Genomic DNA, 25,508 nt, shown 5'->3' on the forward strand with positions numbered 1-25,508 from the left:
CTCACAATCCTCTCGGCGCGGGTGCCGCGGCGGCGCCCATCCGCTCCAGCGCATGCGCAACCCGCAAGGCGATATCTTCCCGCCACGGCGCGGCGATGATCTGCACGCCGATCGGCATCGGCTCGAGCGGCACCGGTACCGCCACCACCGGAAGACCGATGAACGAAATCGGCTGGGTGTGGATGCCGATATTGGCGCGCACCGGCAATTCGACGCCATCGAGCGTAAAGGTTGCCTGGCCGAGCTTGGGCGCGATGCAGGGCGTCGCCGGTGCGATGATTACGTCCACCGATTGGAACAGCTCCAACACCCTTGCCCGATACCAGCGGCGGAATTTCTGCGCGCGGTCGACCAGCGGAGCCGGGACCATCGCGCCCGCAATCAGGCGGTCGCGCACCGCGGGATCGAAATCGTTCGGACGCTGGCGCAGGCGATCGAGATGCAGCGACGCGCCCTCGGTCGTAGTGATGACGTAGGCCGCGGCGCGGGCGCGCGCGGCTTCGGGAATTTCGACCGTCTTGGTCGCGTTCAGCGCCTTGGCGATGCGCGCCACGGCCTCGACCGCTTCCGGAAAGACGTTCTTCTGAAAATACCCGCCGGCCACCGCGACCCGCAGGCCGTCGACGCCTTTCGCCAACAGCGGCGCAACCGGTTCGACCGGCCGTGTCGTGCAGGCGGCGTCGTCAGCGTCGGGGCCCTGCATGGCGTCATAGGCCAGCGCGAGATCGTCGACATTACGCGCCAAGGGACCCAGATGATCGAGGCTTGCGACAAAGGGGAACGAACGGGCGCGCGAAAGCCGGCCATAGGTCGGCTTCAAGCCGAAGACGCCGCAGAACGACGAGGGCACGCGGATAGAGCCGTTGGTATCGGATCCCAGGGCGATCGGAACAAGAGCGCTGCCGACCGCACTGCCAGAGCCGCCGGAGGAGCCGCCGGTCATCCGCGTCGGATCGTGCGGATTGCGCGACGGGCCGTCATGCACGTTCTCGCCGGTGAAGTCATAGGCGTATTCGCCCATGTTGAGCGCGCCGACCAGCACGGCGCCGGCCGCTTCCATGCGCTCGATCAGCGTGGCGTCGCGCGGTGATGGGGCGAGATCGCGGTTGATCTTCGATCCAGCGCGGGTGGCGAGACCCTTGACGTCGAACAGGTTCTTCACCGCGAACGGCACGCCGGCGAGCGTGCCGACCTTCTGACCGGCGGCGACGGCGGCATCGACCGCGCGGGCTTTCGCGCGCGCGCGATCGGCGGTGATGTCGGTAAACGAGTTCAGCACGGAATCATATTTGGCGATTCGCGCCGTTGCGGCTTCGGTCGCGTCGAGTGCGGATAGCTTGCCGCCTGCGACGGCCTGCGCGATTTGTTGGGCCGATAGCCCATCACTGTTCACGGTCATGGCCTTGTCACGCTGTGTAGACGCTGGCCGGCTCGATCTCGTCCGGCAGCGGGAATTCGTCGACCAGCCGCGCCAGCCTCAGCGACACTTCGAGGTTCGCCCGCACCGCCGGCCGCCAGGCTTCTTCAACCGGCAGCGCCAGCGCCTTGGCGACGGCGTCGATGTAATTATCCAGGGGATCGGCGGCCATTTCGCTTCCATTCGAGTTTCTAGTGAACTGGCAACGGCGGATGCGGGATCGCCGTCAGCAATTCCTTGGTGTAGGCGTCCTGCGGATCGCCGAGCACACGCTCCGACGAGCCCTGCTCGACGATTCGCCCCGCCCGCATCACGATGACACGATCGCAAAGCAGACGCACCACATTCAGATCATGCGACACGAACAAATAGCTCATGCCCATCGACGCTTTCAGATCCTGTAGTAGATTGAGCACCACGGCCTGCACGGAGACGTCGAGCGCCGCGGTTGGCTCGTCGAGGATCACGAGTTTCGGATGCAGCGCGATTGCGCGAGCGATGCCGACGCGGGCTTTTTGGCCGCCGGACAGTTGATGCGGGAAACGATCGAGCAGATCGACGGGCAGGCCGACCAAACCGGCGAGCTTCTCGCAGCGAGCGCGCAGCGCGTCGCGCCCCTTGATGTCGCCGAGCTGCAGAAGCGGATCGGCAATGGCGCGTGCCGCGGTGAAGCGCGGGTTGAGGCTGTCGGTCGGATCCTGGAACACCATCTGAATGCTCTTGCGCAGCGGCAGCCGCGCAAAGGCCTGCGGCAGGATGGCGCCGATCTCCTCGCCGTCGAAACTGATGCGCCCGGAGGTCTGATCCAATAGCCGCATCACCATCATCGACGTCGTCGATTTGCCGCAGCCGGATTCGCCGACGAGGCCAACGCTCTCGCCGTGGCCAACGGTGAAGCTGATGCCGTTAACGGCGCGGAATACTTCCGCCTCCACCGGCGGCTTGCGAGAGAACAGTTTTGACAGCACCGCACTCGCGCCCTGGCGCGGGTATTCCTTGACCAGCTTTTCGACGAGGAGGAGAGGCTTTGGAAGGTCGTCACCCTCGGGCTTGACCCGGGGGTCCATCGCCTCTGAGGAAGAGTCTTTCGAAGATGGATGGATGGCCGGGTCAAGCCCGGCCATGACAGCGGATGGGCGGGGAGAGGCTAAAACCTCCTCCTCCGGAAGCAGATCCCGCAACGACACGCCGAGCCGCGGCGTCGCGCGCATCAGTTTCTTGGTGTAGGCGTGCTCGGGCTTTGCAAAGATGTCCGCCGACCTCGCGGTCTCCACCACGCGGCCCTTCTCCATCACCACCACGCGATCGCAGTAGGCGGCGGCGAGGCCCAGATCGTGCGTGATCAGGATCGTCGACATGTGCCGGCGCTTCGTCAGCTCCACGATCAGGTCCATCACGGCTTTCTGAGTGGTGACGTCGAGTCCCGTCGTCGGCTCGTCCGCGATCAGGAGCTGCGGATTGCAGGCCAGCGCTAGCGCGATCACGACGCGCTGGCACATGCCGCCCGAAAGTTCGAACGGATAGGCATGATAGCGCTCGCGTGGACGGGCGATCTTGACCTGCTCCAGCGCCTCGATCGCCTTCTCGCCGCGATCGCTGGCTGCGCTCTGCACGTGCTGGCGCAGCACGTCCTCGATCTGGTCGCCGACCTTGCGGATCGGATTGAGCGCGGCGCGCGGGTTCTGGAAGATCATCGAGATTTCACGGCCGCGCAAATCGCGCATCTCGTTTTCGCTCGCGGCCTTGACGTCGATGCCGGAGAACATCACCGAACCGTCGGCGATCCTGCCGGCGCGGTCGAGGATCCGCATCACGGCATATGACGTCACCGACTTGCCGGAGCCGGATTCGCCGACGATGCCGAGCGTCTCGCCCTTGGCAACTGAAATGTTGACATGCTGCACGGCCTTGACGATGCCGCGTCGCGTGGTGAACTCGACGGTGAGGTCGTTGACGTCGAGCAGGGGCTGGGCGGTCATGACGACCTCCGCAAAAATATCGAAAACAACCCCATGCAAAGTAGAACGAGGTTGGATTCACTGGATAATCTTCGAGAGTGATTCGCGCGTAAGTTGGGCACAACTCTCTCATTCCCTCCCCCCTTGCGGGGGAGGGGCAGGGAGAGGGGTAGCCACAAACTCCCATCTCTCCCGCGGCCACCCCTCTCCCCAACCCTCCCCCGCAAGGGGGGAGGGAGCGCAGCTGCGAGCGTGGAGACACCCATCACGTCCTCCGCTGCGGATCGACGATGTCGCGCAGGCCGTCGCCGAGCAAATTGAAGCAGAACACCGCAATCATCAGCGCCAACCCCGGGAACAGCGCGATCCACCATTCGCCCGACACCATGAAGGTGGCGCCTTCCGCGACCATGATGCCCCATTCCGCCGTCGGCGGCCGCACACCGAGCCCGATGAAGGAGAGGCCTGCGGCGTTGAGGATCGCGTAGCCCATGGTCAGCGACATTTGCACGATCATGATCGGCATGATGTTGGGCAGGATGTGCACCAGCAGGATCCGCATCTCGCCATTGCCTGACAGCCGCGCCGCCTGCACGAAGCCGGCGTTGCGGCGCACATTGGCTTCGGCGCGGGCGACGCGGGCATAGAGCGGAAAGTTCACGATCGCGGTGGCGAAAATGATGTTCTGCACGGTATTGCCGAGTGCCGCCACGATGCCCATTGCCAGCACGAACAGCGGAAACGCCATGATGGTGTCGGCGATGCGCCCGACGATGCGGTCGGTCCAGCCGCCGAAATAGCCGGCGGCGATGCCGGCCAGTCCGCCCATCAGGAACACCAGCCCCACCGAGGCGACCGCGATGAAGGTATCGAGCCTTGTGGCGACGATGACGCGGCTGAAGATATCGCGGCCCAATTGGTCCGTGCCGAACCAATGCGCCGCCGACGGCGGCTTCAACGCCGCAGCGGTATCGCTGGCGAGCGGATCGTAGGGAACGATGTAGGGGCCGAAGATCGCGGCAAACAGGATGATGACGAGCAAACCGAAAGCAAAGGCGGTGACGCGGTTCTCGCCGAGCACGTAGCCGATATGCTCGAACATCGCCGCCAAACCCGAGGTGCGGGCGGGAGCAGCAGGTTCAACGGCAGGCGCAACGCTACTCATCTTTGAACCTCACCCCTCAAGCCGCACGCGTGGATCGATCACGCCGTAGAGAATGTCGATGACCAGATTGAGCAGCACGTACATGACCGCCATGGTCAGCACGAAGCCCTGCACTGGCGCGAAGTCCGACGAGATCAGCGCTTCCACCGCATAGGAACCGATGCCGGGCCACGCGAACACCTTCTCGACCAGCACGTTGGCCCCGAGCAGAAACGAGAACACCATGCTGAGCGTGGTTATGACGGGCAGCATCGCGTTGCGGAACGCGTAGGTGACGATCACGGTCGATGGAGAAAGCCCGCTGGCGCGCGCGGTGCGGACGAAGTCAGAGGCCAGCACCGCCAGCATCGAGGCCCGCGTCATGCGCGCAATCGGCGCCAGCGAGAAAACCGCCAGCGTCGCCGCCGGCAGGATGAGCTGGCTCAGCGCCGAACGAAACGTCTCGAACTCGCGCGCGATCAGGGCGTCGATGAGATAGAGACCGGTCACGGTCGGCGGCGCGCTGTAGAACACGTCGAGCCGGCCGAGCGGTGCCGGCGACCAGCCGAGCCTGAAATAGAACAAGTACACCAGCACGAGGCCAGTAAAGAACACCGGCAGCGATACGCCGGCCGTTGTCGTGATCCGGCAGAGGTGATCGATCCACGAGCCCGGCCGGGTCGCGGCGAGCACGCCGAGCGGAATCGCGATTGTGATCGAGACGATGAGGCCGAGCAGCGTCAGTTCGGCGGACGCCGGCAGGCGGTTGCGGATTTCGGTGGCGACCGGCTGGCCTGTCGTCAGCGAATTGCCGAAGTCGCCATGCGCGAGATCGTTGGTGTAGCGGAAGAACTGCTCGATCAGCGGCTTGTCGAAGCCGAGCTTCTTGCGGATCTGCTCGATCGCTTCCTTGCTCGCCGCGGGCCCGGCGAAATAGGCGGCCGGGTCGCCCGGCAGCGCGCGCGTCAGCAGGAAGGTGACGATCACGACCCCGATGAGCGAGGGTATAGCAAACATCAGCCGCTTGCCGATCATGGTCAGCATGATGCGCTCCCGGTGATGAGACGAGGTGCTGCCGCAGGCGCAATTGCGCTCCCTCCCCCCTTGCGGGGGAGGGCTGGGGAGAGGGGTGGCGGCAACGGCGGTGCGTGTGGCTTACCCCTCTCCCCGCCCCTCCCCCGCAAGGGGGGAGGGAGTGAGAGAGCATTGCGTCCCTCACTGGATCGGGAGACAATGGAGCAAGCCAGTGTTTCACCCGCACGCAGCATGACAATTCACGCCTTCACCAGCGCGCGATAATCCAGCCTCCGGTGGAACCAGTATTGATAGCCGGACACGTTCTTCTGCATCGCGACGTTGACGTAGGGCTGATACAGCGGGATGCGCGGGATGTCCTTGAAGGCGAGATCGACGAAGCCTTTGACGTCAGCATCGTATTTGGCCGTGTTGCCAATTGCCGCCGCGTCGACGGCGCCGTGGATGAATTCGTCCATCGGCTTCGACTGGTAGCTCATGGTGTTGAAGATCGAATTCTTGCCGTCGTAGCACCAGATGAAGAAATATTCGGGATAGTCGAGCCAGCCGGAGAACACGTTGGTGTAGAGCGGCAGCACCTTCTTGTTCAGTTCGGTGCGCCAGTTGGCGCCGGGGATCTTGTTGATCGTGGTCTTGATGCCGATTTGCGCCAGGCTCTCCTGCACCAGAACGCAGAGCGGCTCGTTGACACCGGCAAAGCCGAGATCAAACGACAGCGTGGTCTCAAAACCGTTGGGGTAGCCGGCCTCCGCCAGCAATGCCTTGGCTCTTGCGATATCGGTGACGTATTTGGTCGGCTGCGGCCAGGCCACCTCGGTCGCCTTGTCGGCTGCGGCGCCGAACATCGGCTTGGCCAGGCCGAACAGCACCGCATCCATGATCTTCTGATAGGGAATCGCGCAGGCGACGGCCTCGCGGACCTTGACGTTGTCGAACGGCGCGATCTTGACGTTCATGCCGATATACTGGACGCCGTTGGAATAGGGCACCGAGACGATGTTGAGCTTGCCGCTGTCCTTCAGCTCGACGAAATCCTTGTTCGGCAGATCGTAGGAAATATCGGCATCGCCGCGCTCCAGCAGCGCGCGGCGGTTGCCGGCCTGCGGCACCATGCGCCAGATCACGCGCTTGACCTTCGGCAAGGGACCGCCGACCCAGGCGTCGTTGCGCTCCATGATGACTTCGGTGCCGGCCGTCCACTTCACCACCTTGTAGGCACCGGAGCCCGCGGTCTGCTGCTTGGTGTATTCGAGGCCCCACGGATCCTTCTCGGTGGCGTTCTTCTTCACCAGCTCGGAATTGACGATGCACGGCACGATGACCGCGAGATCGGGGATGGTGAGGCGGTCCTTCTTGGCGAAATCGATCCGCACCGTGTTGTCGTCGACGACGACGAACTGCTCGGTCTTGGTCAGCGAGCCCGCGCCCATCTGGAACGTCGGAAAGCCGCCGACGCTGACGGCGCGATCGAGCGACCATTTGACGTCCTTCGCCGTGACCGGCGCGCCGTCGTGGAATTTCGCGTTCTTCTTCAATTTGAAGGTCACCGACATGTCGCCGACCTTCATGTCCTCGGCGAGTTCGGGCTTGAACTTGTCGCGGTCGTAATACGGCACGCCGCCCGGACCGCTCTTCATCTCGTGGCTGATCAGGCGGTCGTAGCAATTCCACGACACCTCATAGCCGGGCACGTTGGTGCCGACGCCGTGAATGTCGAGATTGTTGGGGCCGCTTTCCGAGACGATCAGCAACGTTTCCGACCGCGCTTGCGCCTTGGCGGAGGACCAAATCGCCGGAGCCGGCGTGAGCGCGCCGGCGGCCGCCAACCCCGACACGGATTTGAGGAAATCGCGACGCTTCATGGGTGATGCTCCAACGCCCGAGGGAAAACGGCTTTGGAACTGGAATCGCAAGGTTCGTGCCAACGTTTAAGGAAAACTTACTTTCACGCCAACTCATTGATGCTGCTGGCGAATGCGTCCGAAGCGAAATGGCGTCCGGGGACGCAGCATCCTGGCGGATTGCATACAGAGATGCATATTTGCTCAATTAGTGTGCAGTCGTTTCGAGCGCTCCATTGCTGTGCTCCGCTCAAATTGGCCAGAGCAAATCCTGCAATTCATGGAGGTCCGCGGCCTTCTCCTGCCATCCCTCGATGCAGAATGCCCTGACCGGATCGCTGGCCCGATGCAGCAGCATCAGCGCCATCAGCCGCCGTTTCAGCTCGGGTGTGATATCAGCGGCTGAATATCCGAAGCCCTCGAACAGGCTTCGGACCCGCCGCGGCATGCCGGCGGTCATGAAAGCGCTGGGGCCAAGCAGGTCATATTCGCCCCTGCCCGTCATCACGTCGCCGAAATCGATCAACCCCGCGAGCCGCCAATCTGGACCGCTGCGGGTTAGCAGGAAGTTTTCCGGGATATATTCGCCGGTCAGGATCACCGCTGGCCCCTCCAGCGTGACCAGCGGGGCCGCATCGCGCAGCAATTCATCCAGGCCATCGAGAAATTTCTGCGGCAATCCAAGACGCGCGTGCCGGGCGCGGCATCCTTCGATCTGCCGGCGCATGAAGACATCCCAGCCCGGCTCGATCTGCCCAAGCGGTCCGACGGGGACGCGCTGCACCTCGGCGATGGTCTCGCCGACTTCGGCAAGCACGCGCTCCTTGTCCGCTTCCGGCAGCGATGGCCAGGCATCCACGCCCAACACGCCCGACAGCCGCGTGATAACGAGATATGGCCATCCGTCGCGCTCCCCTTCGGCGACGATTTCAGGGATCGCAGCGCGAAGCCGTCCATGAAGCTGCGCCAGCGCGCCACGCTCCGACACGAATTGGGCGCGAAGAAATGGCGGAAAGATTTTGAGGATGAGTTTTTCGTCGAGGGCCATGACGAGATTGGTGCCGGTGGAGAAAACGTGCGGCGCTGCGCACGCCAGGCCATGGCCGCGAGCGATATCGCGCGCGATCGGCAGCCATTGCGCCGGATCGGCGCGAAAGGCGCGGAAGGGCTCGTAGCCGGTAAATGGCGGCAAAGATGCGGTCATGCGGGCACTGAACTTTGTTTGTCGTCATTGCGAGCGAAGCGAAGCAATCCATACCTCAGCGCGGAGACAGATGGATTGCTTCGCTGCGCTCGCAATGACGCTGTGAGATTACCGATCCGGGTTGGCCCGCTCGAACTGGCGCAGCAGGCGGTTGCCGCGCTCGACGGCGGCGTCGAGCGCCGCCTGCACAGTGCGCTTGCCGCTGAAGACCTGCTCCAGCTCGTCTTCGATGGCGTCGCGGATCAGCACAAAGGACCCAAGCCGGATTCCCTTCGAATTCTCGGTCGGCGGCTTCAAAGTCATCTGCTCGATTCCGATCGCAGTGCCCGGATTGCGATCGTAGAAGCCCTGCGCGCGGGTGAGATCGAAAGCGGCGCGGGTAATCGGCAGATAGCCGGTGTTCTGGTGCCAGGCGGCCTGAACCTCGGGCTTGGAGAGATAGGCGAAGAACCGCGCAACGCCGGTGTATTCGGCGTGCGGCCGGTCGCGCAGCACCCATAGCGTGGCGCCGCCGATGATCGAGTTTTGCGGGGCGCCGGCGATGTCGGGCCGGTATGGGATCATGCCGTAGCCGACCTCGAATTTGGAATTGGCCTTGATGTCGGCGCGAGTCCCGGAAGAGCCGATGAAGATGGCGCATTCGCCCTTTTGAAAGCGCGGCTCGGCCAATTCCCCGCGGCCGCTATAGTCGAAAACTTTCGTCGTCTGCCATTCCGCGAGTTGCGCGATGTGCCGAACCACGTCCGGATTGTTGAAGGTCAGCTCGGCATCGAGACCGCCAAAGCCGTTGCCCCGGGTTGCCAGCGCCAGATTGTGAAAGGCGGAAAAATTCTCGACATGGACCCACGACGGCCAGGATGTGGTGAGCCCGCAGGGCGAGCCAGCCGCACGCAGGCGCTTCGCCGCGGCGCCGACCTCGGCCCAGGTCTTCGGCGCCACCTCAGGGTCGAGGCCGGCGGCGCGGAACAGATCCTTGTTGTAGTAAAGGATTGGGGTCGAGACATTGAACGGGAACGAGAGCATATTGCCGGCGACGTCAGAATAGTAGCCGGTCACGGCCGGCAGATACGCCTCCGGCGAGAACGGCTCCGACTGGTCGCGCATCAACTCGAACACCGGATAGATCGCCCCTTTTGCCGCCATCATGGTTGCGGTGGCGATCTCGTTGACCTGAACGATGGCGGGCTGGCTTCGCGATCGGAATGCGAAGATCGCCGCCGTCACCGTCGCGGTGTAGTTGCCCTTGTAGGTCGGCACGATCCGGTAGTCGGACTGCGACGCATTGAAATCGGCCGCCAGCTTTTCGAGTTGCTTGCCGAGTTCCCCCGACATCGCGTGCCACCACATGATCTCGGTGGTGGCGGCGTGGGCGGGGGACGCAAGCGCCATGGCGGCGAGCGCTGCGAGTTGCAAGAACCTCAAGGCCGATTTCACCGGTGATCACCCTGCTCTGCCGCGCGAGCGATGTACCCGTTCGCCGCGCCCTCATAAATCCCCGCGACCGCGGTTTCAATCCGCCGACATCACTGCAATGCACAATTAAAGATTGCAGCCGGCGCATCAGGGTAACCCCAGGATAGACCCCGCACCGCCATGCTACCAATAGCCAAGCATCGGCAAATTCTGCTAAAATTGCGTTGAACCTTTTCTTCCCGCTGCAGACTCCATCTCTAAGGGGATTTGTCGCCTGTGTATCGCCGCGCCAACCTTTCGCGGACCTTGGTGCTTGTTGTCGCGCTGTTGCTTACGGCGGTCTCAACGGGCGTTTTTGCGCGCGGATTTCCTGCCGCCGATCCCCGAAACGACAGGTATCGGATCGAAATGTTCCATTCCCGCCCGTGCGGCACGGAACAGGACCGTTCCGGACAGACCTGGACCGGTGCGATCGATCTCCACCGTACCAACGTTGCATTGATCGGGACGGTGGCGCCGTTATTGGTCGGGCGCCTTCGCAGAGTGGAGTGGATTTGACCGGCGCGCCGCAACAGCAGCGACCAGCGGAACGGCCGGCGAGCTTCGCCGCGCGCGGGCGCTTTCACGTCGTCCAATGGCTCCGCGCGGTGCCGATCCGATGGCGGATTCTGTCGATCGCGGGATTGAACTCCGCCGTCGTCATGGTGCTCGCCGTCTTGATCTGGAACGGCGCCAACGTGCTGGGCTCTGCATGGGACGACGTCCGGCAGGTGCGGGAATCAGACAAGATCCTGGCGCACCTCGAAAGCGAAACCAGCCGGCTGCACAACCTGATCCACCGCTACATCAACCAGCCAAGCCCTGAGCTGTTCGCCGAGATCCTGCTGCTGCGAGAGGCCGTACTGGGCACGCTCACGACGCGCGCCTCGAACGACCCGATGCTATCGGGGTCAGTCGAGCGGCTCGAACAGGTCACCGACCGTTTCCTCAACGGCTTCGGCGAATTGCGCGCCGTGCAGGCCACCATCACCAAGACCTATGAGCAGCAGGTGCTGGGACCGGCCCGGGAGATGGCCGGGCTGTATTCGATCATCGAAGGCGCCACCGGGCATCGCGACGCGCAGATCTGGCCCGCGCTCGGAAAGTCGCGCGAGGCGTTTACGGCCATGCTGGTTGCCGCCAATGCCTATTACCTGTCGCCCGCCTCAGGCTCCGCCGAGGACGCCCGCAGGAATACCGAGACGATCGAGAAGACCATCCCCGTGATGACCGATCTGGCAGATAATGATTTGCAGCGCATGGCGCTGACGCGGTTGCAGGCCCGGACCGTGGCGCTGCGCGAGGGCATGGCCAAACTGACCGAACAGCTCGCGGTCCGGACCGAACTGTTGCGCAATACCATCGATGCCAGCCAGGCCGAGGCCATTGCGGTCATCGACGAGCTATCGGACAAGATGCGCCAGCGCGAGCAAAAGGCGCAGGAGACTTTTGACAAGACGCTGTCAGGCATCTCGCGCCGGGTGCTGTCGATCGCCGTGATGTTCCTCGGCATCATCCTGTCCGCCGGCGTCTTGATCGCGCTCTCGATCCGTCTGCCGCTGCAGCAGATCCTGGCGGCGATGCATGCAATCACGTCGGGCAATTACGATCGCCGGGTGCAGGGCACCACCGCGAGAGACGAGGTCGGCGCCATGGCGCGTGCGGTGGACGTCTTCCGCGAGAACGCCATCGCCAAGCGCAAGACCGAGGACGAACTGCGCGCCTCGAAGGAAAGAGCCGAGAGCGCGCTGCTCGAGCTCAACACCGCGCAGCAGAACCTGATCGACGCCGAGCGGCTGGCGGCGCTCGGCGGGCTGGTCGCCGGCGTCGCCCATGAGGTGAACAACCCGATCGGCATCAGCCTGACGGTGGCGTCGAGCTTTGCGCGCCGGGCTGAAACCTTCGAATCCGAGTTGCGGACCGGGCCGCTCCGTCGCTCCAAGCTCGACGAATTCGTCAAGAGCTCGCGCGACGCCGCCCAGCAACTGGTAGCGAACCTGCACCGCGCCGGCGAGCTGATCCAGTCGTTCAAGCAGGTGGCGGTCGACCGCTCGCACGCCGAGCGCCGGCAATTCAACCTGAGCGAGGCCACCGACCAGATCGTCGCGAGCTTAAGGCCGGTGTTGAAGAAAGCGGCGATCACGCTGTCGGTCGAGGTGCCGGAAGGGCTCGTCATTGACGGCTATCCCGGCTCGTACGGCCAGATATTAACCAATCTTTTCCTCAATGCCGCCAATCATGCCTTTGCTGATGGCCGCTCCGGCGCGATCACGATCTCGGCCCGGGCGCGCGGCAGCGACGATGTCGAGATCATCTTTGCCGATAACGGGGCCGGAATGACGCCGGACGTGCAACGGCAGGCATTCGACCCGTTCTTTACGACGCGCCGCAACGAGGGCGGCACCGGACTGGGCTTGCATATCGTCTATAATCTTGTCACTCAACAGCTCGGCGGCCGGATGATGCTGGAGTCAAGGCTGGGACAAGGCACCACATTCCGCATTATCATGCCGAAAGTCGCCAGGGGCGGATCGACAGCCGTATCCACGAGTACAGACCAGACAGCAGCCGACGGAACTTCGCAATGGCCGAACAGGACGATGTCCTCCACCTGATCGACGATACCGGATTGGCTCCGGAGGACTCGTCCGCGCGCAAGTGGAAGATCGCCGTCATCGACGACGATGCCGCCGTGCACGAGGGCACGCGCTTTGCGCTCAGCGATTACAGTCTCAACGGCGCGACGCTGGAGATCCTGTCGGCCTATTCCGCGGCCGAAGGCCGCATCTTGATGCGCGACAATCCGGACATCGCGGCCGTGCTGCTCGACGTCATCATGGAGACCGACGTCGCGGGCCTGGAGCTGGTCGAATACATCCGCAACGAGATCAAGAACGAGACCGTCCGCATCATCCTGCGCACCGGCCAGCCCGGGCAGGCGCCCGAGCGCCGCGTCATCGTCCAGTACGACATCAACGACTACAAGGCCAAGACCGAGCTGACAGCCGACAAGCTGTTCACCTCGCTGACCGCGGCGCTGCGCAGCTACCAGCAGCTCGAGCGCATGGTGCAGACAAGGCGCGGGCTTGAAATCATCATCGACGCCGCCTCGACGCTGTACGATTTCAAATCGATGCAGCGGCTGGCGGAAGGCGTGCTGACGCAGCTCGCCTCGCTGCTCAATGTCGACTGCGCCGGCATTCTGGTGCTGCGCGACGACGGCGCCCCGGGGAGCGAATTCTCGGTGCTGGCGGGCTCGGGCTGTTACAGCCGGTTCATCGGCACGACCAGCTCCAAGGCGCTCGATCCGGACTTGCGGCAAATGGTGGAGGCCGCCTTCCAGCGCCGCAAGAACGAATTCGCCGACCACCGCAGCGTGCTGTACTTGCGGACCGGCAGCGGCCGCGAAGTGGTGGTGCTGTTGCAGGCCGAGCGCCAGCTTTCCGATACCGACCGCGCGCTGGTCGAGATTTTCTCCAGCCGGCTGTCGATCGCGTTCGACAACGTCATCCTCTATCGCCAACTGCATGAGGCCAACACCCAGCTCGAGGACCGCGTCGCCCAGCGCACCCGCGCGCTGATGCAGGCCAACCGCAGGCTCTCGGCGCAGTGGCTGCGGCTGCAGCGCGCCAACGGCTTCAAGAACGAAATTCTCGGCACCGTGGCGCACGATTTGAAGAACCCGCTCGGCGTGATCCTCGGCCGCACCGAGATGTTGACCGAATTGATCGGCGCGGGCTCGCCGAAGGAGAACGTCACCGCGCAGGTCGAGCACATCAGGGATGCCACCAAACGCCTGACCTCGATGGTCGATCACCTGATTTCGGATGCAATGGCGGATGCCTTCGACATCACCATCCGCCGCGAACCGGTCGATGTCGCCGCGCTCGTGACCGAGGTCGCCGATTCCAACCTGCCCTCGGCCGTCAACAAGCAGCAGGCCGTCACGGTGTCAGCCCCGCCGAATATCGTTACCATGTGCGACGCCGACCGGATCCGCGAGGCGATCGACAACCTCGTCAGCAACGCCATCAAGTATTCGCCGATCGGCGGCAAGATCACGGTCACTGTGAGCCATGAAGGCAGCGACACGGTGATTCGCATCGCCGACCAGGGCGCCGGCCTTTCGCCGGAGGATCTCGGCCGGCTGTTCGGCCGCTTCCAGCGGCTCTCGGCCAAGCCGACCGCCGGCGAAAGCTCGACCGGCCTCGGTCTGTCGATCGTCAAACGTATTATCGACATGCATGGCGGCCATGTGACTGCGGAAAGTGCCGGACCCGGGCAGGGATCGACATTTACGGTTACACTGCCTGCGACAGAGACGACATGACCCAGAGCCCGCATATCTTCATCGTCGACGACGAGGCGCCGGCCCGCGAGATGGTCGGTGATTACCTCAAGATGCACGGCTTCGGCGTCACCTTGTGCGACGGGGGAAAGAGCCTGCGCAAGGAGATCGAGAACGCCGTGCCCGACCTCGTCGTGCTCGACCTCAACATGCCCGAGGAAGATGGGCTTTCGATCATTCGCGACCTCAAGAGCCGCATCAACGTCCCCGTCATCATGCTGACGGCGACCGCAAGCCCGATCGACCGCGTCGTCGGCCTCGAACTCGGCGCCGACGACTACATCGCAAAGCCCTGCGAGCTGCGCGAGCTGATGGCGCGCATCCGCTCCGTGCTTCGCCGCAGCACGCCGGCCAAGACGGCGACGCCCGAGCCCGCGGCAGCCAAGGCGGAGAAGGAACAACTGGTGCGGTTCGGCACCAAATGGCTCGACCTCGAAGCCCAGGCGCTGCGCGACGACGAAGGCAACGAGCATCCGCTGACGGCCTCCGAATTCGGCCTCTTGAAAGTATTCGCGGCGAATCCGAAGCGGGTGTTGTCGCGCGAGCGGCTGTTGGAATTGGCCAATGCGCGCGACGCCGAAGCCTTCGACCGCGCCGTCGATCTGCGCATCATGCGTATCCGCCGCAAGATCGAAATCGACCCCACCAAGCCCGCCGTGATCCGCACCATCCGAGGCGGCGGCTACCTGTTCTCGCCGACCGGCGAGAAGGGTTAGGCTTTCTTTGTCGTCCCTGCGAACGCACTAGGGCATCTACACGTCTTGGGGACGCGACAGATTGACTCGGGGCGGCATGATGTGCGTTCGCCGCAGCGTTTTGTATGATTCTCTCTCTCTGGCGCTTTGATTCGAAGGAGCGCCAGAGATGCAGCAGGAACCGGATTTGTCCCTGGGTAAGTTTGGAGACGTTCGCCTCGATAAAAGGGGGCGGCGCTTCTCCGGGCTATGCTTTGCACGCGCAGTGTCTGTTTGCGCCAGATGGCGCAGGGCAACTGGGCCGCGAACATGGCGTTCTGGCGGTTTGTGAACAATCCGCAAGTCACGATCGACAAGCTGATTGAAGGCTGGAGCCTGCAGACGTCGATGGCGGTCAGCGGGCGTCATGTGCTGTCGATCCAGGACACCAGCGAGATCAACTTCCACACTCGTCCGGGACATCGGCGCGACTTGGGCAAGGTCGGCAAAGGCAATGCTCGCGGCGTGCTGCTGCATGCCATGATGGCGGTCGATGCCGATAGCGGGGTCTGTCTCGGGCTCACCGGCGGTGAGGTGTGGACGCGCAAGCGCAAGGCCAGGATCGCTCACGAGAAGCGCGCCTTGGCCGACAAGGAATCGGCGCGCTGGGTGACGACGGCTAAGCAAGGCTGCGAGGTTCTGGTCGCTGCTCGTATGATCACCGTCGTCAACGACCGCGAGGGGGATTTCTTTGCTCACTGGTCGCTGACACCCGCTGACAATGTCCACCTCCTGTCGCGCGCCATGCACGACCATGCGCTGGTCGATGGCGGCACGCTTTATCAGGCGGTCGCGCGGGCCCGCTTCTGCGACAAGGCGGTGATCGATCTACCAAAGCGAATGGATCGCCACGGTCGCCAGGCCCACCTCTCCATGCGCCTCGGAACCGTTGTGCTCAAACGACCGCAGCGCCCCGGCGTGAAAGACCTGCCACAGGGCGTCAAAGTCAGCTTCGTGGAGGTCGTCGAGTTGCACCCCCCGAAGAGCGCCAAGCCCATTCATTGGTTGCTCCTGACCACTCATCCGGTCGTCACCGCCGCCGATGCCTGGCGGATCGTCTCCTGGTACAAGCAGCGCTGGATCATCGAACAGCTCTTTCGCTCGCTGAAGAGCCAGGGTCTGCGCATCGAGGATAGTCAGCTCGACAGCGCTGAAGGCCTGATCAAACTCGTGGCGATCGCCACCAGAGTAGCATGTATCGTCATCCAGCTCGTTCAAGCCCGCAATGGCGGCGAACAATTGCAGGTCGAATTTGTGTTCACGCCGGACGAGATCGAAGCGCTCAAGGCCATCAACAAAACCCTGAAAGGCCGCACCGAGCTCCAGAAGAACCACCATCGCCCCAACACTGTCGCCTGGGCGGCATGGATCATCGCAAAGCTCGGCGGATGGACCGGTTACGCCTCTCATCGCCCACCTGGACCAATCACCTTCCACATGGGAATGGCTCGCTTCCAACTCCTCGTATATGGCCCGGCAAGCGTGTAGATGCCCTAGTGCGAACGCAGGGACGACGGGATAGAGGCGAGGACCTCTCAACATGTCGCCCCTGCGAACGCAGGGGCCCATAACCACAGGCGTTCGTAATTTCGCCTGGCTGGGGCTCCAGCGTATTTCGATAATCAACATCGGTGGTTATGGATCCCGGATCGCGCTCGCTACGCTCGCTTGTCCGGGACGACGGGATTTGTTCCGGGACCCAAATCTCATCTCTTCCAATTTTCCGCATATTGAAATTACTGGCATTTTGTCCCCGAATGTTTCGTCGCGGGCCCTGCAACGAAACAATTCTCTGCCGCACGAAACCATTTTCCCCTTTTCGAGCAGACATCCCGAAACGGAGGCTCATTAACAATTCTCCCAACGGAACGCCGCACCTCGTGGCGCAAGGGGAGCCTGTCATGTCGAACGTCATCGCCATCAACGCCGCAGCCAAGAAGTCGATTGCCGCCGCCCGCGCGACATCGGACGAAACGCTGCTGCAGAGTATTGCCAAGGGCGACCGCACGGCGATGCATGTGCTTTACTCCCGTCATAACGTCCGGGTTTACCGCTTCGTGCTGCGCATGGTGCGTGACACCACGATGGCCGAAGACCTCGTCAGCCAGGTGTTCCTCGACGTGTGGCGGACCGCCGCCCAGTTCGAGGGCCGCTCGCAGGTTTCGACCTGGCTGCTGTCGATCGCCCGCTTCAAGGCGCTGACCGCGCTGCGCCAGCGCAAGCATGAGGACATCGAGCAGGACGACGTGCTGGAGATCCCCGACGAGGCCGACACGCCGGAAGCCTCGCTCGACCGCAGCAACACCAGCGCCATCCTGCGCGCCTGCGTCGCCAAGCTGTCGCCGGCACATCGCGAGATCATCAACCTGGTCTACTACCACGAGAAGTCCGTGGAAGAGGCCGGCGCGATCATCGGTATCCCCCAGAGCACGGTGAAGACCCGCATGTTCTATGCCCGCAAACAATTGGCCGAGTTGCTTAAGGGCGCCGGCGTGGACAGCATCGCCGCCTAAAGACAAGCGATTTCAAACAGTTAGATTGGCGATAGGGACGGAAAAACGGGGCGGTTTCGACGGACAAAGATTACTTCCGACGAAACAAATGAAACATTTCACGACATCACCCGGAAAAGCTCACCCCTATACCGATCACCACCGACGTAAACGCCAACGCCGAACAGGAGAGCGAACATGCTGAAGCCGTCCTTCCGCTTTTTCATCGTCCCGCTCGGCGCCGTCGCAACCCTGGCCACCCTGTCGGCCCAGAACGTTCAGCCTCGCGCTCAGCGCGACGCCGGTTCGACGTTCGTGCGCGAACAGGTGGTCGATTGCGGCACCAAGAGTCCCAAGGAGATCTGTGTGATCTCCTACGACAGCGAGACCCCCCGCTGAATGCTTCTTTACCTCCCAAGCTCCAGACTCCCAAGCGACCTCCAACGACCCGGCCGGGATGCCCCCCAGCCGGGTCGCTCTGTTTTGGGCTCCGGATTCCGTGTACGCGGGCCGAACGAGTCTCACACGGACGTGACGCCGGCTGAAGCGCCGCTGGCGTAACGCCCCGCCCCGTCACCGCGAAGTCCATCATGCACCCGGCAATGTCTCGCCGGGACTGGTGATGGATGCTTTCGATGCTCAATCTCGTACTCGCGCTGCTCGCAGGCGTCGTCACTGTGGCCGCGCCTTGCACGCTGCCAGTGCTGCCTATCCTCCTCGGGGCATCGGTCGGCCAGACCGGCAAGGCGCGGCCGGCAATGATCGCGCTCGGCTTTGTGATGTCATTCTCGATGGTGGCATTGCTGCTGGGCGCGATCACGCGCGCATTCGATTTCGATCCCAATCATCTGCGCAACGCCGCCGCGATTCTTCTAGTCGGCTTTGGATTATTGATGATCTGGCCGGCGCCGTTCGAATGGCTGTCGGTTCGCATCGGCGGCTTCGCCGGCGCTGCGGCGGCCTCCCGGCAGGGAATGATCGGCGGCTTCGTGCTCGGCACGACACTCGGCCTGGTCTGGACGCCTTGCGCCGGACCGGTCCTCGGCTCGATCCTGACCGTCATCGCCACGTCGAACGACACCGCCTGGGCCAGCCTGCTGCTGGTCGTCTACGCAATCGGCGCGGGCTTGCCAATGCTCGCGATCGCTTATGGCGGCCAGGCCGTCACCACCCGCGTTCGCAGCGTCGCACGGATCGCGCCGCGGCTGCAGCAGGGATTCGGCATCGTCGTCATAGCCTTCGCGCTGCTGTCTTACTTCCAATACGACACGCTGATCGTGTCGTGGCTGACCGGATTTTACCCCAACGGCCAGATCGGCCTCTGATGCAATGGAGATTGCCATGAATCTACGTTCGCTCGCCGCATCGGCTGCCATCGTTGCAGCATCTCTCGCGGGTTCAGCGTTACCTGCCGCCAGTGGCGAGGCGCCACGCGCGCTGGAAACGCCGCTTACCGTCGCCGCGGCGCCAGCCACCGCGCCCGATTTCGTCGGTCTCGGCAACTGGTTCAACTCGGCGCCGCTCAAGCTCGCCGATCTCCGCGGCAAGGTTGTGCTGGTGAATTTCTGGACCTATGGCTGCGTCAACTGCGTGAACACGCTGCCGCATGTCACCGCGCTCTACGCCAAATATAAGGACCGTGGCCTCGTCGTCGTCGGCATTCACACGCCGGAATTTCCGTTCGAGCGGTCTGCGTCCAACGTTCAGGCCGCGCTGAAGCGGCACGGCATCACTTATCCGGTGGCGCAAGATAACGACTCGCGAACCTGGAACGCTTACCGCAACCGCTATTGGCCGGCGCAATACATCGTCGACCAGAACGGAAAGATCGTATTCCAGCACGATGGCGAGGGTCAATACGAGCAGATCGAGCGCACGGTCGCCGGGCTCCTGAACGCGAATAGCTGAAATGCCGATCCGCGCAGCGCGCGCGGGTACTATCGTCGCACCCGGCGTGGTAGGCTCCGCGCCGGGTCCGGGCGCGATCTCCGAAAAACTGTCATCCAGTTTTAAAAAAAGATTGCGGCCGGCGAAACTAGCGACGGGTGGTGTCGATGTTCGAAGGCTGGGATGCGGTCGTATTGGCCCGGGCGCAGTTTGCTTTCACGATGTCGTTCCACATCATATTTCCCGCCTTCTCGATCGGGCTCGCCAGCTACCTCGCCGTGCTCGAAGCGCTGTGGCTCGCAACCGGGCGCGAGGTCTACATCAACCTGTTCAACTATTGGCTGAAGATCTTCGCCGTCGCCTTCGCGATGGGCGTGGTGTCGGGCATCGTGATGTCCTACCAGTTCGGCACCAACTGGTCGGCCTTTTCCGACAAGACCGGCCCGGTGATCGGGCCGTTGATGGCCTATGAGGTGCTCACCGCATTCTTCCTCGAAGCGGGTTTCCTCGGTGTGATGCTGTTCGGCCTGAACCGCGTCGGTCCAAAACTGCATTTTCTGGCGACGCTGATGGTCGCGATCGGGACGCTGATTTCGGCGTTCTGGATTCTGTCGGCCAATTCCTGGATGCAGACGCCGACCGGCCACACCGTCAATGAGGCCGGTCAGTTCATCGCCGCCGACTGGCTGAAAGTGATCTTCAATCCGTCGTTCCCATACCGTCTCGTGCACATGGTGCTGGCGGCGTATCTGACCACGGCACTGGTGGTCGGCGCAGTCGGTGCCTGGCACCTGTTGCGCGATCGGCACCTCGCCGGCCCGCGCGTGATGTTTTCGATGGCGATGTGGATGGCGACGCTGGTGGCGCCGATTCAGATCATCGCCGGGGATCAGCACGGGCTCAACACGCTGGAGCACCAGCCGGTGAAGATCATGGCGATCGAGGGCCACTTCGAGAGCCACAAGGACGGCGCGCCCCTGATCCTGTTCGGCCTGCCCAATCAGAGCGCCGGCAGGGTCGACTATGCGGTCGAAGTGCCGAAATTGGGATCGCTGATTCTAAAACACTCGACGGACGCGCCGATGGCCGGCCTCGACACGGTCCCGCGCGAAAACTGGCCGCCGGTCGCCATCACGTTCTGGTCGTTCCGGATCATGGTCGGCATGGGACTGCTCATGCTGGCGCTTGGCTTGTTCAGCCTGTTGATGCGTATTCAGGGCAAGCTCTACGATTCCCGGCTGTTGCACATGTTCGCGGTCGCAATGGCCCCCGCGGGCTTCATCGCCGTGCTCGCGGGCTGGATCACCACCGAAGTCGGCCGCCAGCCGTTCACGGTCTATGGATTGCTGCGCACGGTTGAATCCGCCTCGCCGCTGGCGGCACCGGCCGTCGCCTCCTCGCTGATCGCCTTCATCATCGTCTATTTCGCGGTGTTCGCCGCCGGCGTGATCTACCTGCTGCGCCTGATGGCGGCGCCGCCGCATCCGGGTGAAGAGGGGCCGTCATCACACGAGGCGCCGATCCGCACCGCCGGCATCACGCCGGCTGCCCAGGGGGTCGGCTCATGAACATCGCGGTCGACCTCGCCACCGTCTGGGCCTTCATCATCGCCTTTGCCGTGTTCGTCTATGTCGTGATGGACGGCTTCGATCTCGGGCTCGGCATTCTGTTTCCGCTGTTTCCGGACAAGCGCGACCGCGACGTCATCATGAACAGCGTCGCCCCGGTGTGGGACGGCAACGAAACCTGGCTGGTGCTCGGCGGCGGCGGCCTGATGGCGGCCTTCCCGCTCGCCTATGCCGTGCTGATGCCGGCGCTGTACACGCCGATGATTGCGATGCTGCTCGGCCTCGTATTCCGCGGCGTCGCCTTCGAATTCCGCTGGCGCACGACCAAGGCGCGAAACAGGTGGGACATCGCCTTTTTCGGTGGGTCGTTGCTGGCGACGCTGGCGCAGGGCATCGCGCTCGGCGCCATCCTGCAGGGCGTGCACGTCGAGGGGCGGCACTATGCGGGAGGCTGGTGGGACTGGCTGACGCCGTTCAGCATCCTGACCGGCATCTCGCTCGTGATCGGCTATTCGCTGCTCGGGGCGACATGGCTGGTCATGAAAACCGAAGGCGAGTTGCGTGACCGCGCCTATCATCTGAGCTGGATATTTTTGCTCACGATGCTGGGCGCGATCGGCGCGGTCAGCATCGCGACGCCGTTCCTCCATATACAGTACACCGAGCGCTGGTTCGCCTGGCCGAACGTCCTCATGACGGCACAGGTACCGATTTCGGTTGCTGTAGTCACCGCCCTGTTGCTGCGCAGTCTCGCCAACAAATACGACTACCAGCCGTTCTTCCTGACGCTGGCGTTGTTCGCGCTGTCCTATGCCGGGCTCGGCATCAGCATGTATCCCTATATCGTGCCGCAGAGCATCACGATCTGGCAGGCGGCGGCGCCGGAAAACAGCCAGCTCTTCATGCTGGTCGGCGTCGCCGGGCTGATCCCGCTGATCCTCGGCTATACCGCCTGGGCCTATTGGGTGTTTCGCGGCAAGGTCAAACCCGAGAGTGGATACCATTGAAGCCCAACGAGCCGGCCCGTCGTCCTCTGATGCAGCGCTTGCTGTGGTTTGCCGCGCTCTGGCTCGGCGGCGTCGGCACCGTCGTGCTGTTTTCGTTTTTGCTGCGGCTGTGGATCGCGCCGAAATAAGGCAGGCGGGATATCCCATGAATTTGGTGGACCACGAAAATGGACGACATTTCAGTCACGTATCCGCCGCATTCGCCCTAAACTTGCCATCAAGCCAGCCCTGAGATTTGATGGTTCCGCTGATTTGCCAAAGCGCCAACCATTTGGCCGCCGCGCCAACAAGGAGAATTTTTGCGATGACAAAATTTCGGCACCTGATCTGGATGGTGATCGCCGCCGGCGGTCTGGTCCTTTCGGCCTCGCAGAGCCAGGCGCAGATGCGGCAGCCCGACGTCGGCGACCAGCCCGGTCTGCTGCCCGATGAATCCGTCGAACTCGATCCGCAGTTCAGGAAGACCGCGGTGCTCTATCGCACCAACGAACCGCCGGGCACCATCATCGTCGTCACGGCCGAGCGCCACCTCTACCTGATCCAGGGCAACGGCCGTGCCCTGCGTTACGGCATCGGCGTTGGCCGCGAAGGATTTCAATGGCAGGGGCTTGTGAACATCACCCGCAAGGCGGAGTGGCCGGACTGGACGCCACCGCCGGAGATGATCGCGCGCCAGCCCTATCTGCCGCGTTTCATGGCTGGCGGCCCCGGCAACCCGCTCGGTGCGCGCGCGATGTATCTCGGCACCACCGTCTACCGTATCCACGGCACCAACCGGCCCGACACCATCGGCACCGCCGTCTCGTCCGGCTGCTTCCGGCTGGTCAACGCCGACGTCACCGATCTCTATGAGCGCGTGCCTGTCGGCACCAAGGTGATTATCCGGCAGAAGCCGGAACTGTAATTGCGACGCGGCCGCTCTGGCCGATCCATTCCCTCCGACTTAGTGAGTTCAAAAAATGCTACGGACATTTCGAGGCGGCCTCCTGATTGGGCTGGCTGTCGCAATCGCGATTGCGGCTGGCGCGATCACCTATGAGCGTTACGACACCAAGACGCTGAAGCGGACCATCCGCCGCGGCGAAGTGCTGTGCGGCGTCAACAAGGGCTTGCCCGGCTTCTCGATCCCCGACGACAAGGGCGACTGGACCGGATTCGACGTCGATTTCTGCCGCGCAGTGGCCGCGGCGATCTTCGACGATCCCAAGAAGGCGAAATTCGTAGCGCTGGATGCCAACGAGCGCTTCAAGGAGCTGCAGAGCCGCAAGGTCGACATCCTCTCCCGCAACACGACCTGGAGCATGTCCCGCGAGAGCAACTACGCCCTCTATTTCCCGGCGGTCGCCTATTATGACGGCCAGGGCTTCATGCTGCCGCGCTCGCGCAACATCGATTCCGCGCTGGACCTCAACAACAGCAAGGTTTGCGTGCAGGAGGGCACAACGACGGTGCTCAATGTCGCCGACCATTTCCGCGCCAACAACATGAAGTATACCGAGGTCAAGTTTCCCAAGCTGGAAGACGTGCTCAAGGCCTATGAGGGCGGCAAGTGCGACACCTTCACCGCCGACGTTTCCCAGCTCTACGCGCTTCGCTTGAACCTGATCCAGCCGAGCGATCATGTCATCCTGCCCGACGTCATCTCCAAGGAGCCGCTCGCGCCCGTGGTGCGCCAGCGCGACGACGACTGGATGATGCTCGTGAAGTGGACGCTGTATGCAATGATCAACGCCGAGGAGCTCGGCATCACCTCGAAGAACATCGACGAGGCGCTGAAGTCGAAGAAGCCCGACGTGATGCGGTTGGTCGGCACCGAAGGCGCCTATGGCGAAGACCTCGGCCTGCCGAAGGACTGGGCCGCCCGCATCATCCGCCACGTCGGCAATTACGGCGAGATGTACGACCGCAATGTCGGCGAGGGATCGAAGCTGAAGATCCCGCGCGGCCTGAATTCGCTGTGGAGCAACGGCGGAATTCAGTACGCCCCGCCGATACGGTAGGTCTCTCAACCACCATAAAATGTCGTCACCCGCGAAGGCGGGTGACCCAGTACGCCGCGGCCCATCGGCTCAAGCATTGCCGTCTCTGGAATACTGGGTCGCCCGGTCCCAGTGCGCAATTGCACAAGGCCGGGCGATGACAGCGGTGCATGACGCGCCGCTTCGGGACGATCAATACCCCTTCATCCGCGCCAACTGATCAGCGTGGTAATTGCTGTCGCCGAACAATTCCTGGCAGACGCGGGCGCGCTTCATGAAGAAGCCGATGTCGAACTGGTCGGTCATGCCCATGCCGCCGTGCATCTGCACGCCCTCTTGCACCGCCAGCGTCGCCGTGGTGCCGGCGCGTGCCTTGGCAACCGCGACCGCGGCGCCAGCGCGCTCGAAATCGCCGTCGAGGGTCTGCAGCGCCTTCAGAACGGCCGCGCGGGTGATCTCGATATCAATATAGAGCTGGGAGGCGCGGTGCTGCAGTGCCTGGAATTCGCCGATCAGTTTGCCGAACTGCTTGCGTTCCTTGAGATAGGTGACGGTGCGGCCGAACACCTCTTCGCTCAAGCCTACCATTTCGGAAGCTACCGCGCCGCGGCCGATATTGAGCACGCCCTCCAATAACGCGCCGCCCTGGTCGACCTCGCCGAGCACCTGATCGGCATTGACGTCGACATTGCTGAATTCGATCCGCGCCGCGTTATGCGCATCGACCATCACCGTGCGTTCGATCGCAACTCCCTTCGCCTTGGGATCGACCAGAAACAGCGTCAGACCATCGCGCTCGCCGGCCGCGCCGCCGGTGCGTGCCGCGACGATCAGGAGATCGGCGGTGTGGCCGTCGACCACGAGCGCCTTCGCGCCGTTCAGCTTGAAGCCGTTGCCGGAGCGCACCGCCTGCAAATTGATCTGCAGCGGGCGATGTTTTGCGCCTTCATCGATCGCGAGCGCCGCCAGCAGCGATCCGTCCGCAATCTTCGGCAGATGTGCGGACTTTTGCGCGTCACTTCCACCGCGCGACAGTGCCGATACCGCCAGCACCGCGGTCGACAGGAACGGCGACGGCATCAAAGTGCGACCGATTTCCTCCATCACGATGCCGGCCTCGACGCAGCCGAGCCCGCTGCCGCCGAAATTTTCGGGCACCAGCAGGCCGGAAAAGCCCATCTCGGCAAACGCCTTCCAGAGCTCGCGGGAAAAGCCCGTTTCGTCCTTGCTGTCGCGCAAGCTGCGCAGATGCGACACCGGCGCCTTGTCGCTGATAAGGCCGCGCGCGCTGTCGCGCAGCATGGATTGTTCTTCGGTGAGGACGAGGGGCATCGATGAATTCCGTTTCAGAAGAGAATTAAGCTACTTCGTCGTCCCTGCGAAAGCAGGGACCCATACGCCGCGGCTTATCGATTATGAATGGTGCTAGCGTCACAGTACTC

General features: G+C 63.2%; 22 protein-coding genes. 13 read left to right on the forward strand and 9 right to left on the reverse strand.

The genetic code is table 11. The annotated features are described in order from the left end of the window. Position 1 precedes the first annotated feature (1 nt). The 8 genes from V1290_RS16530 to ugpB all read right to left on the reverse strand — a co-directional run bounded on the left by V1290_RS16530 (position 2) and on the right by ugpB (position 10,021). Positions 2-1,399, reverse strand: a complete 1,398-nt coding sequence (locus V1290_RS16530; RefSeq protein ID WP_334365397.1) for an AtzE family amidohydrolase — start codon at positions 1,397-1,399, stop codon at positions 2-4. Between the two features lie 7 nt (positions 1,400-1,406). Next, a complete protein-coding gene (locus V1290_RS16535) occupies positions 1,407-1,589 on the reverse strand; it encodes a DUF4089 domain-containing protein (RefSeq protein WP_334365398.1) in 183 nt (60 codons plus the stop codon). 19 nt (positions 1,590-1,608) lie between these two features. Continuing rightward, entirely contained in the window at positions 1,609-3,396 is a 1,788-nt protein-coding gene (locus V1290_RS16540) for an ABC transporter ATP-binding protein (RefSeq protein WP_334365399.1), read from the reverse strand. 244 nt (positions 3,397-3,640) lie between these two features. Next, on the reverse strand, positions 3,641-4,540 hold the full coding sequence (locus V1290_RS16545; RefSeq protein WP_334365400.1) for an ABC transporter permease: 900 nt from the start codon (positions 4,538-4,540) through the stop codon (positions 3,641-3,643). Positions 4,541-4,549: 9 nt separating this feature from the next. Continuing rightward, positions 4,550-5,563: an ABC transporter permease gene (locus V1290_RS16550; protein WP_334365401.1), complete on the reverse strand. Its 1,014-nt coding sequence runs from the start codon at positions 5,561-5,563 to the stop codon at positions 4,550-4,552. A gap of 230 nt (positions 5,564-5,793) precedes the next feature. Continuing rightward, positions 5,794-7,416, reverse strand: coding sequence for an ABC transporter substrate-binding protein (locus V1290_RS16555; RefSeq protein WP_334365402.1), 1,623 nt, complete (start codon positions 7,414-7,416; stop codon positions 5,794-5,796). Positions 7,417-7,645: 229 nt separating this feature from the next. After that, a complete protein-coding gene (locus tag V1290_RS16560; protein ID WP_334365403.1) occupies positions 7,646-8,599 on the reverse strand; it encodes an aminoglycoside phosphotransferase family protein in 954 nt (317 codons plus the stop codon). A gap of 108 nt (positions 8,600-8,707) precedes the next feature. Beyond that, positions 8,708-10,021 (reverse strand): sn-glycerol-3-phosphate ABC transporter substrate-binding protein UgpB, encoded by a 1,314-nt coding sequence (ugpB, locus tag V1290_RS16565; protein ID WP_442894993.1) that lies wholly within the window; start codon positions 10,019-10,021, stop codon positions 8,708-8,710. Between the two features lie 638 nt (positions 10,022-10,659). On the opposite strand from ugpB, the gene V1290_RS16570 reads away from it, so the two are divergent. The 13 genes from V1290_RS16570 to V1290_RS16630 all read left to right on the forward strand — a co-directional run bounded on the left by V1290_RS16570 (position 10,660) and on the right by V1290_RS16630 (position 24,087). Then, positions 10,660-12,666, forward strand: coding sequence for a sensor histidine kinase (locus V1290_RS16570; protein WP_334369054.1), 2,007 nt, complete (start codon positions 10,660-10,662; stop codon positions 12,664-12,666). After that, positions 12,636-14,381, forward strand: coding sequence for an ATP-binding response regulator (locus V1290_RS16575; protein ID WP_334365404.1), 1,746 nt, complete (start codon positions 12,636-12,638; stop codon positions 14,379-14,381). Before V1290_RS16570 ends, V1290_RS16575 begins: the two co-directional genes overlap by 31 nt. After that, entirely contained in the window at positions 14,378-15,115 is a 738-nt protein-coding gene (locus tag V1290_RS16580; RefSeq protein ID WP_334365405.1) for a response regulator, read from the forward strand. The genes V1290_RS16575 and V1290_RS16580 overlap by 4 nt, the downstream gene beginning before the upstream one ends. 261 nt (positions 15,116-15,376) lie before the next feature. Next, on the forward strand, positions 15,377-16,621 hold the full coding sequence (locus V1290_RS16585) for an IS4 family transposase (RefSeq protein WP_334368994.1): 1,245 nt from the start codon (positions 15,377-15,379) through the stop codon (positions 16,619-16,621). 413 nt (positions 16,622-17,034) lie between these two features. Beyond that, on the forward strand, positions 17,035-17,646 hold the full coding sequence (locus V1290_RS16590) for a sigma-70 family RNA polymerase sigma factor (RefSeq protein ID WP_334365406.1): 612 nt from the start codon (positions 17,035-17,037) through the stop codon (positions 17,644-17,646). A gap of 177 nt (positions 17,647-17,823) precedes the next feature. After that, the gene (locus V1290_RS16595) at positions 17,824-18,024 is read left to right on the forward strand and encodes a hypothetical protein (RefSeq protein WP_334365407.1); all 201 of its coding nucleotides are present in this window, start codon (positions 17,824-17,826) and stop codon (positions 18,022-18,024) included. A gap of 236 nt (positions 18,025-18,260) precedes the next feature. Continuing rightward, a complete protein-coding gene (locus V1290_RS16600; RefSeq protein ID WP_334365408.1) occupies positions 18,261-18,950 on the forward strand; it encodes a cytochrome c biogenesis CcdA family protein in 690 nt (229 codons plus the stop codon). 16 nt (positions 18,951-18,966) lie between these two features. Beyond that, a complete protein-coding gene (locus V1290_RS16605; protein WP_334365409.1) occupies positions 18,967-19,533 on the forward strand; it encodes a thioredoxin family protein in 567 nt (188 codons plus the stop codon). A gap of 146 nt (positions 19,534-19,679) precedes the next feature. Further along, on the forward strand, positions 19,680-21,080 hold the full coding sequence (locus V1290_RS16610; RefSeq protein ID WP_334365411.1) for a cytochrome ubiquinol oxidase subunit I: 1,401 nt from the start codon (positions 19,680-19,682) through the stop codon (positions 21,078-21,080). Beyond that, a complete protein-coding gene (gene cydB, locus V1290_RS16615) occupies positions 21,077-22,087 on the forward strand; it encodes a cytochrome d ubiquinol oxidase subunit II (protein ID WP_334365412.1) in 1,011 nt (336 codons plus the stop codon). Before V1290_RS16610 ends, cydB begins: the two co-directional genes overlap by 4 nt. A 29-nt stretch (positions 22,088-22,116) precedes the next feature. After that, positions 22,117-22,215 carry a DUF2474 domain-containing protein gene (locus tag V1290_RS16620; RefSeq protein ID WP_334365413.1) on the forward strand — a complete coding sequence of 33 codons (99 nt, stop codon included), beginning with the start codon at positions 22,117-22,119 and terminating at the stop codon, positions 22,213-22,215. 176 nt (positions 22,216-22,391) lie between these two features. Then, positions 22,392-22,991, forward strand: coding sequence for a L,D-transpeptidase (locus V1290_RS16625; RefSeq protein ID WP_334365414.1), 600 nt, complete (start codon positions 22,392-22,394; stop codon positions 22,989-22,991). A gap of 55 nt (positions 22,992-23,046) precedes the next feature. Then, positions 23,047-24,087 (forward strand): amino acid ABC transporter substrate-binding protein, encoded by a 1,041-nt coding sequence (locus V1290_RS16630; RefSeq protein WP_028351901.1) that lies wholly within the window; start codon positions 23,047-23,049, stop codon positions 24,085-24,087. A 171-nt stretch (positions 24,088-24,258) separates the two neighbouring features. On the opposite strand, the gene V1290_RS16635 is transcribed toward V1290_RS16630, so the two are convergent. Then, positions 24,259-25,398 (reverse strand): acyl-CoA dehydrogenase family protein, encoded by a 1,140-nt coding sequence (locus tag V1290_RS16635; protein ID WP_334365415.1) that lies wholly within the window; start codon positions 25,396-25,398, stop codon positions 24,259-24,261. Positions 25,399-25,508 lie beyond the last annotated feature (110 nt).

It is taken from the genome of Bradyrhizobium sp. AZCC 1578, assembly GCF_036924675.1.
Taxonomy (GTDB): Bacteria; Pseudomonadota; Alphaproteobacteria; order Rhizobiales; family Xanthobacteraceae; genus Bradyrhizobium.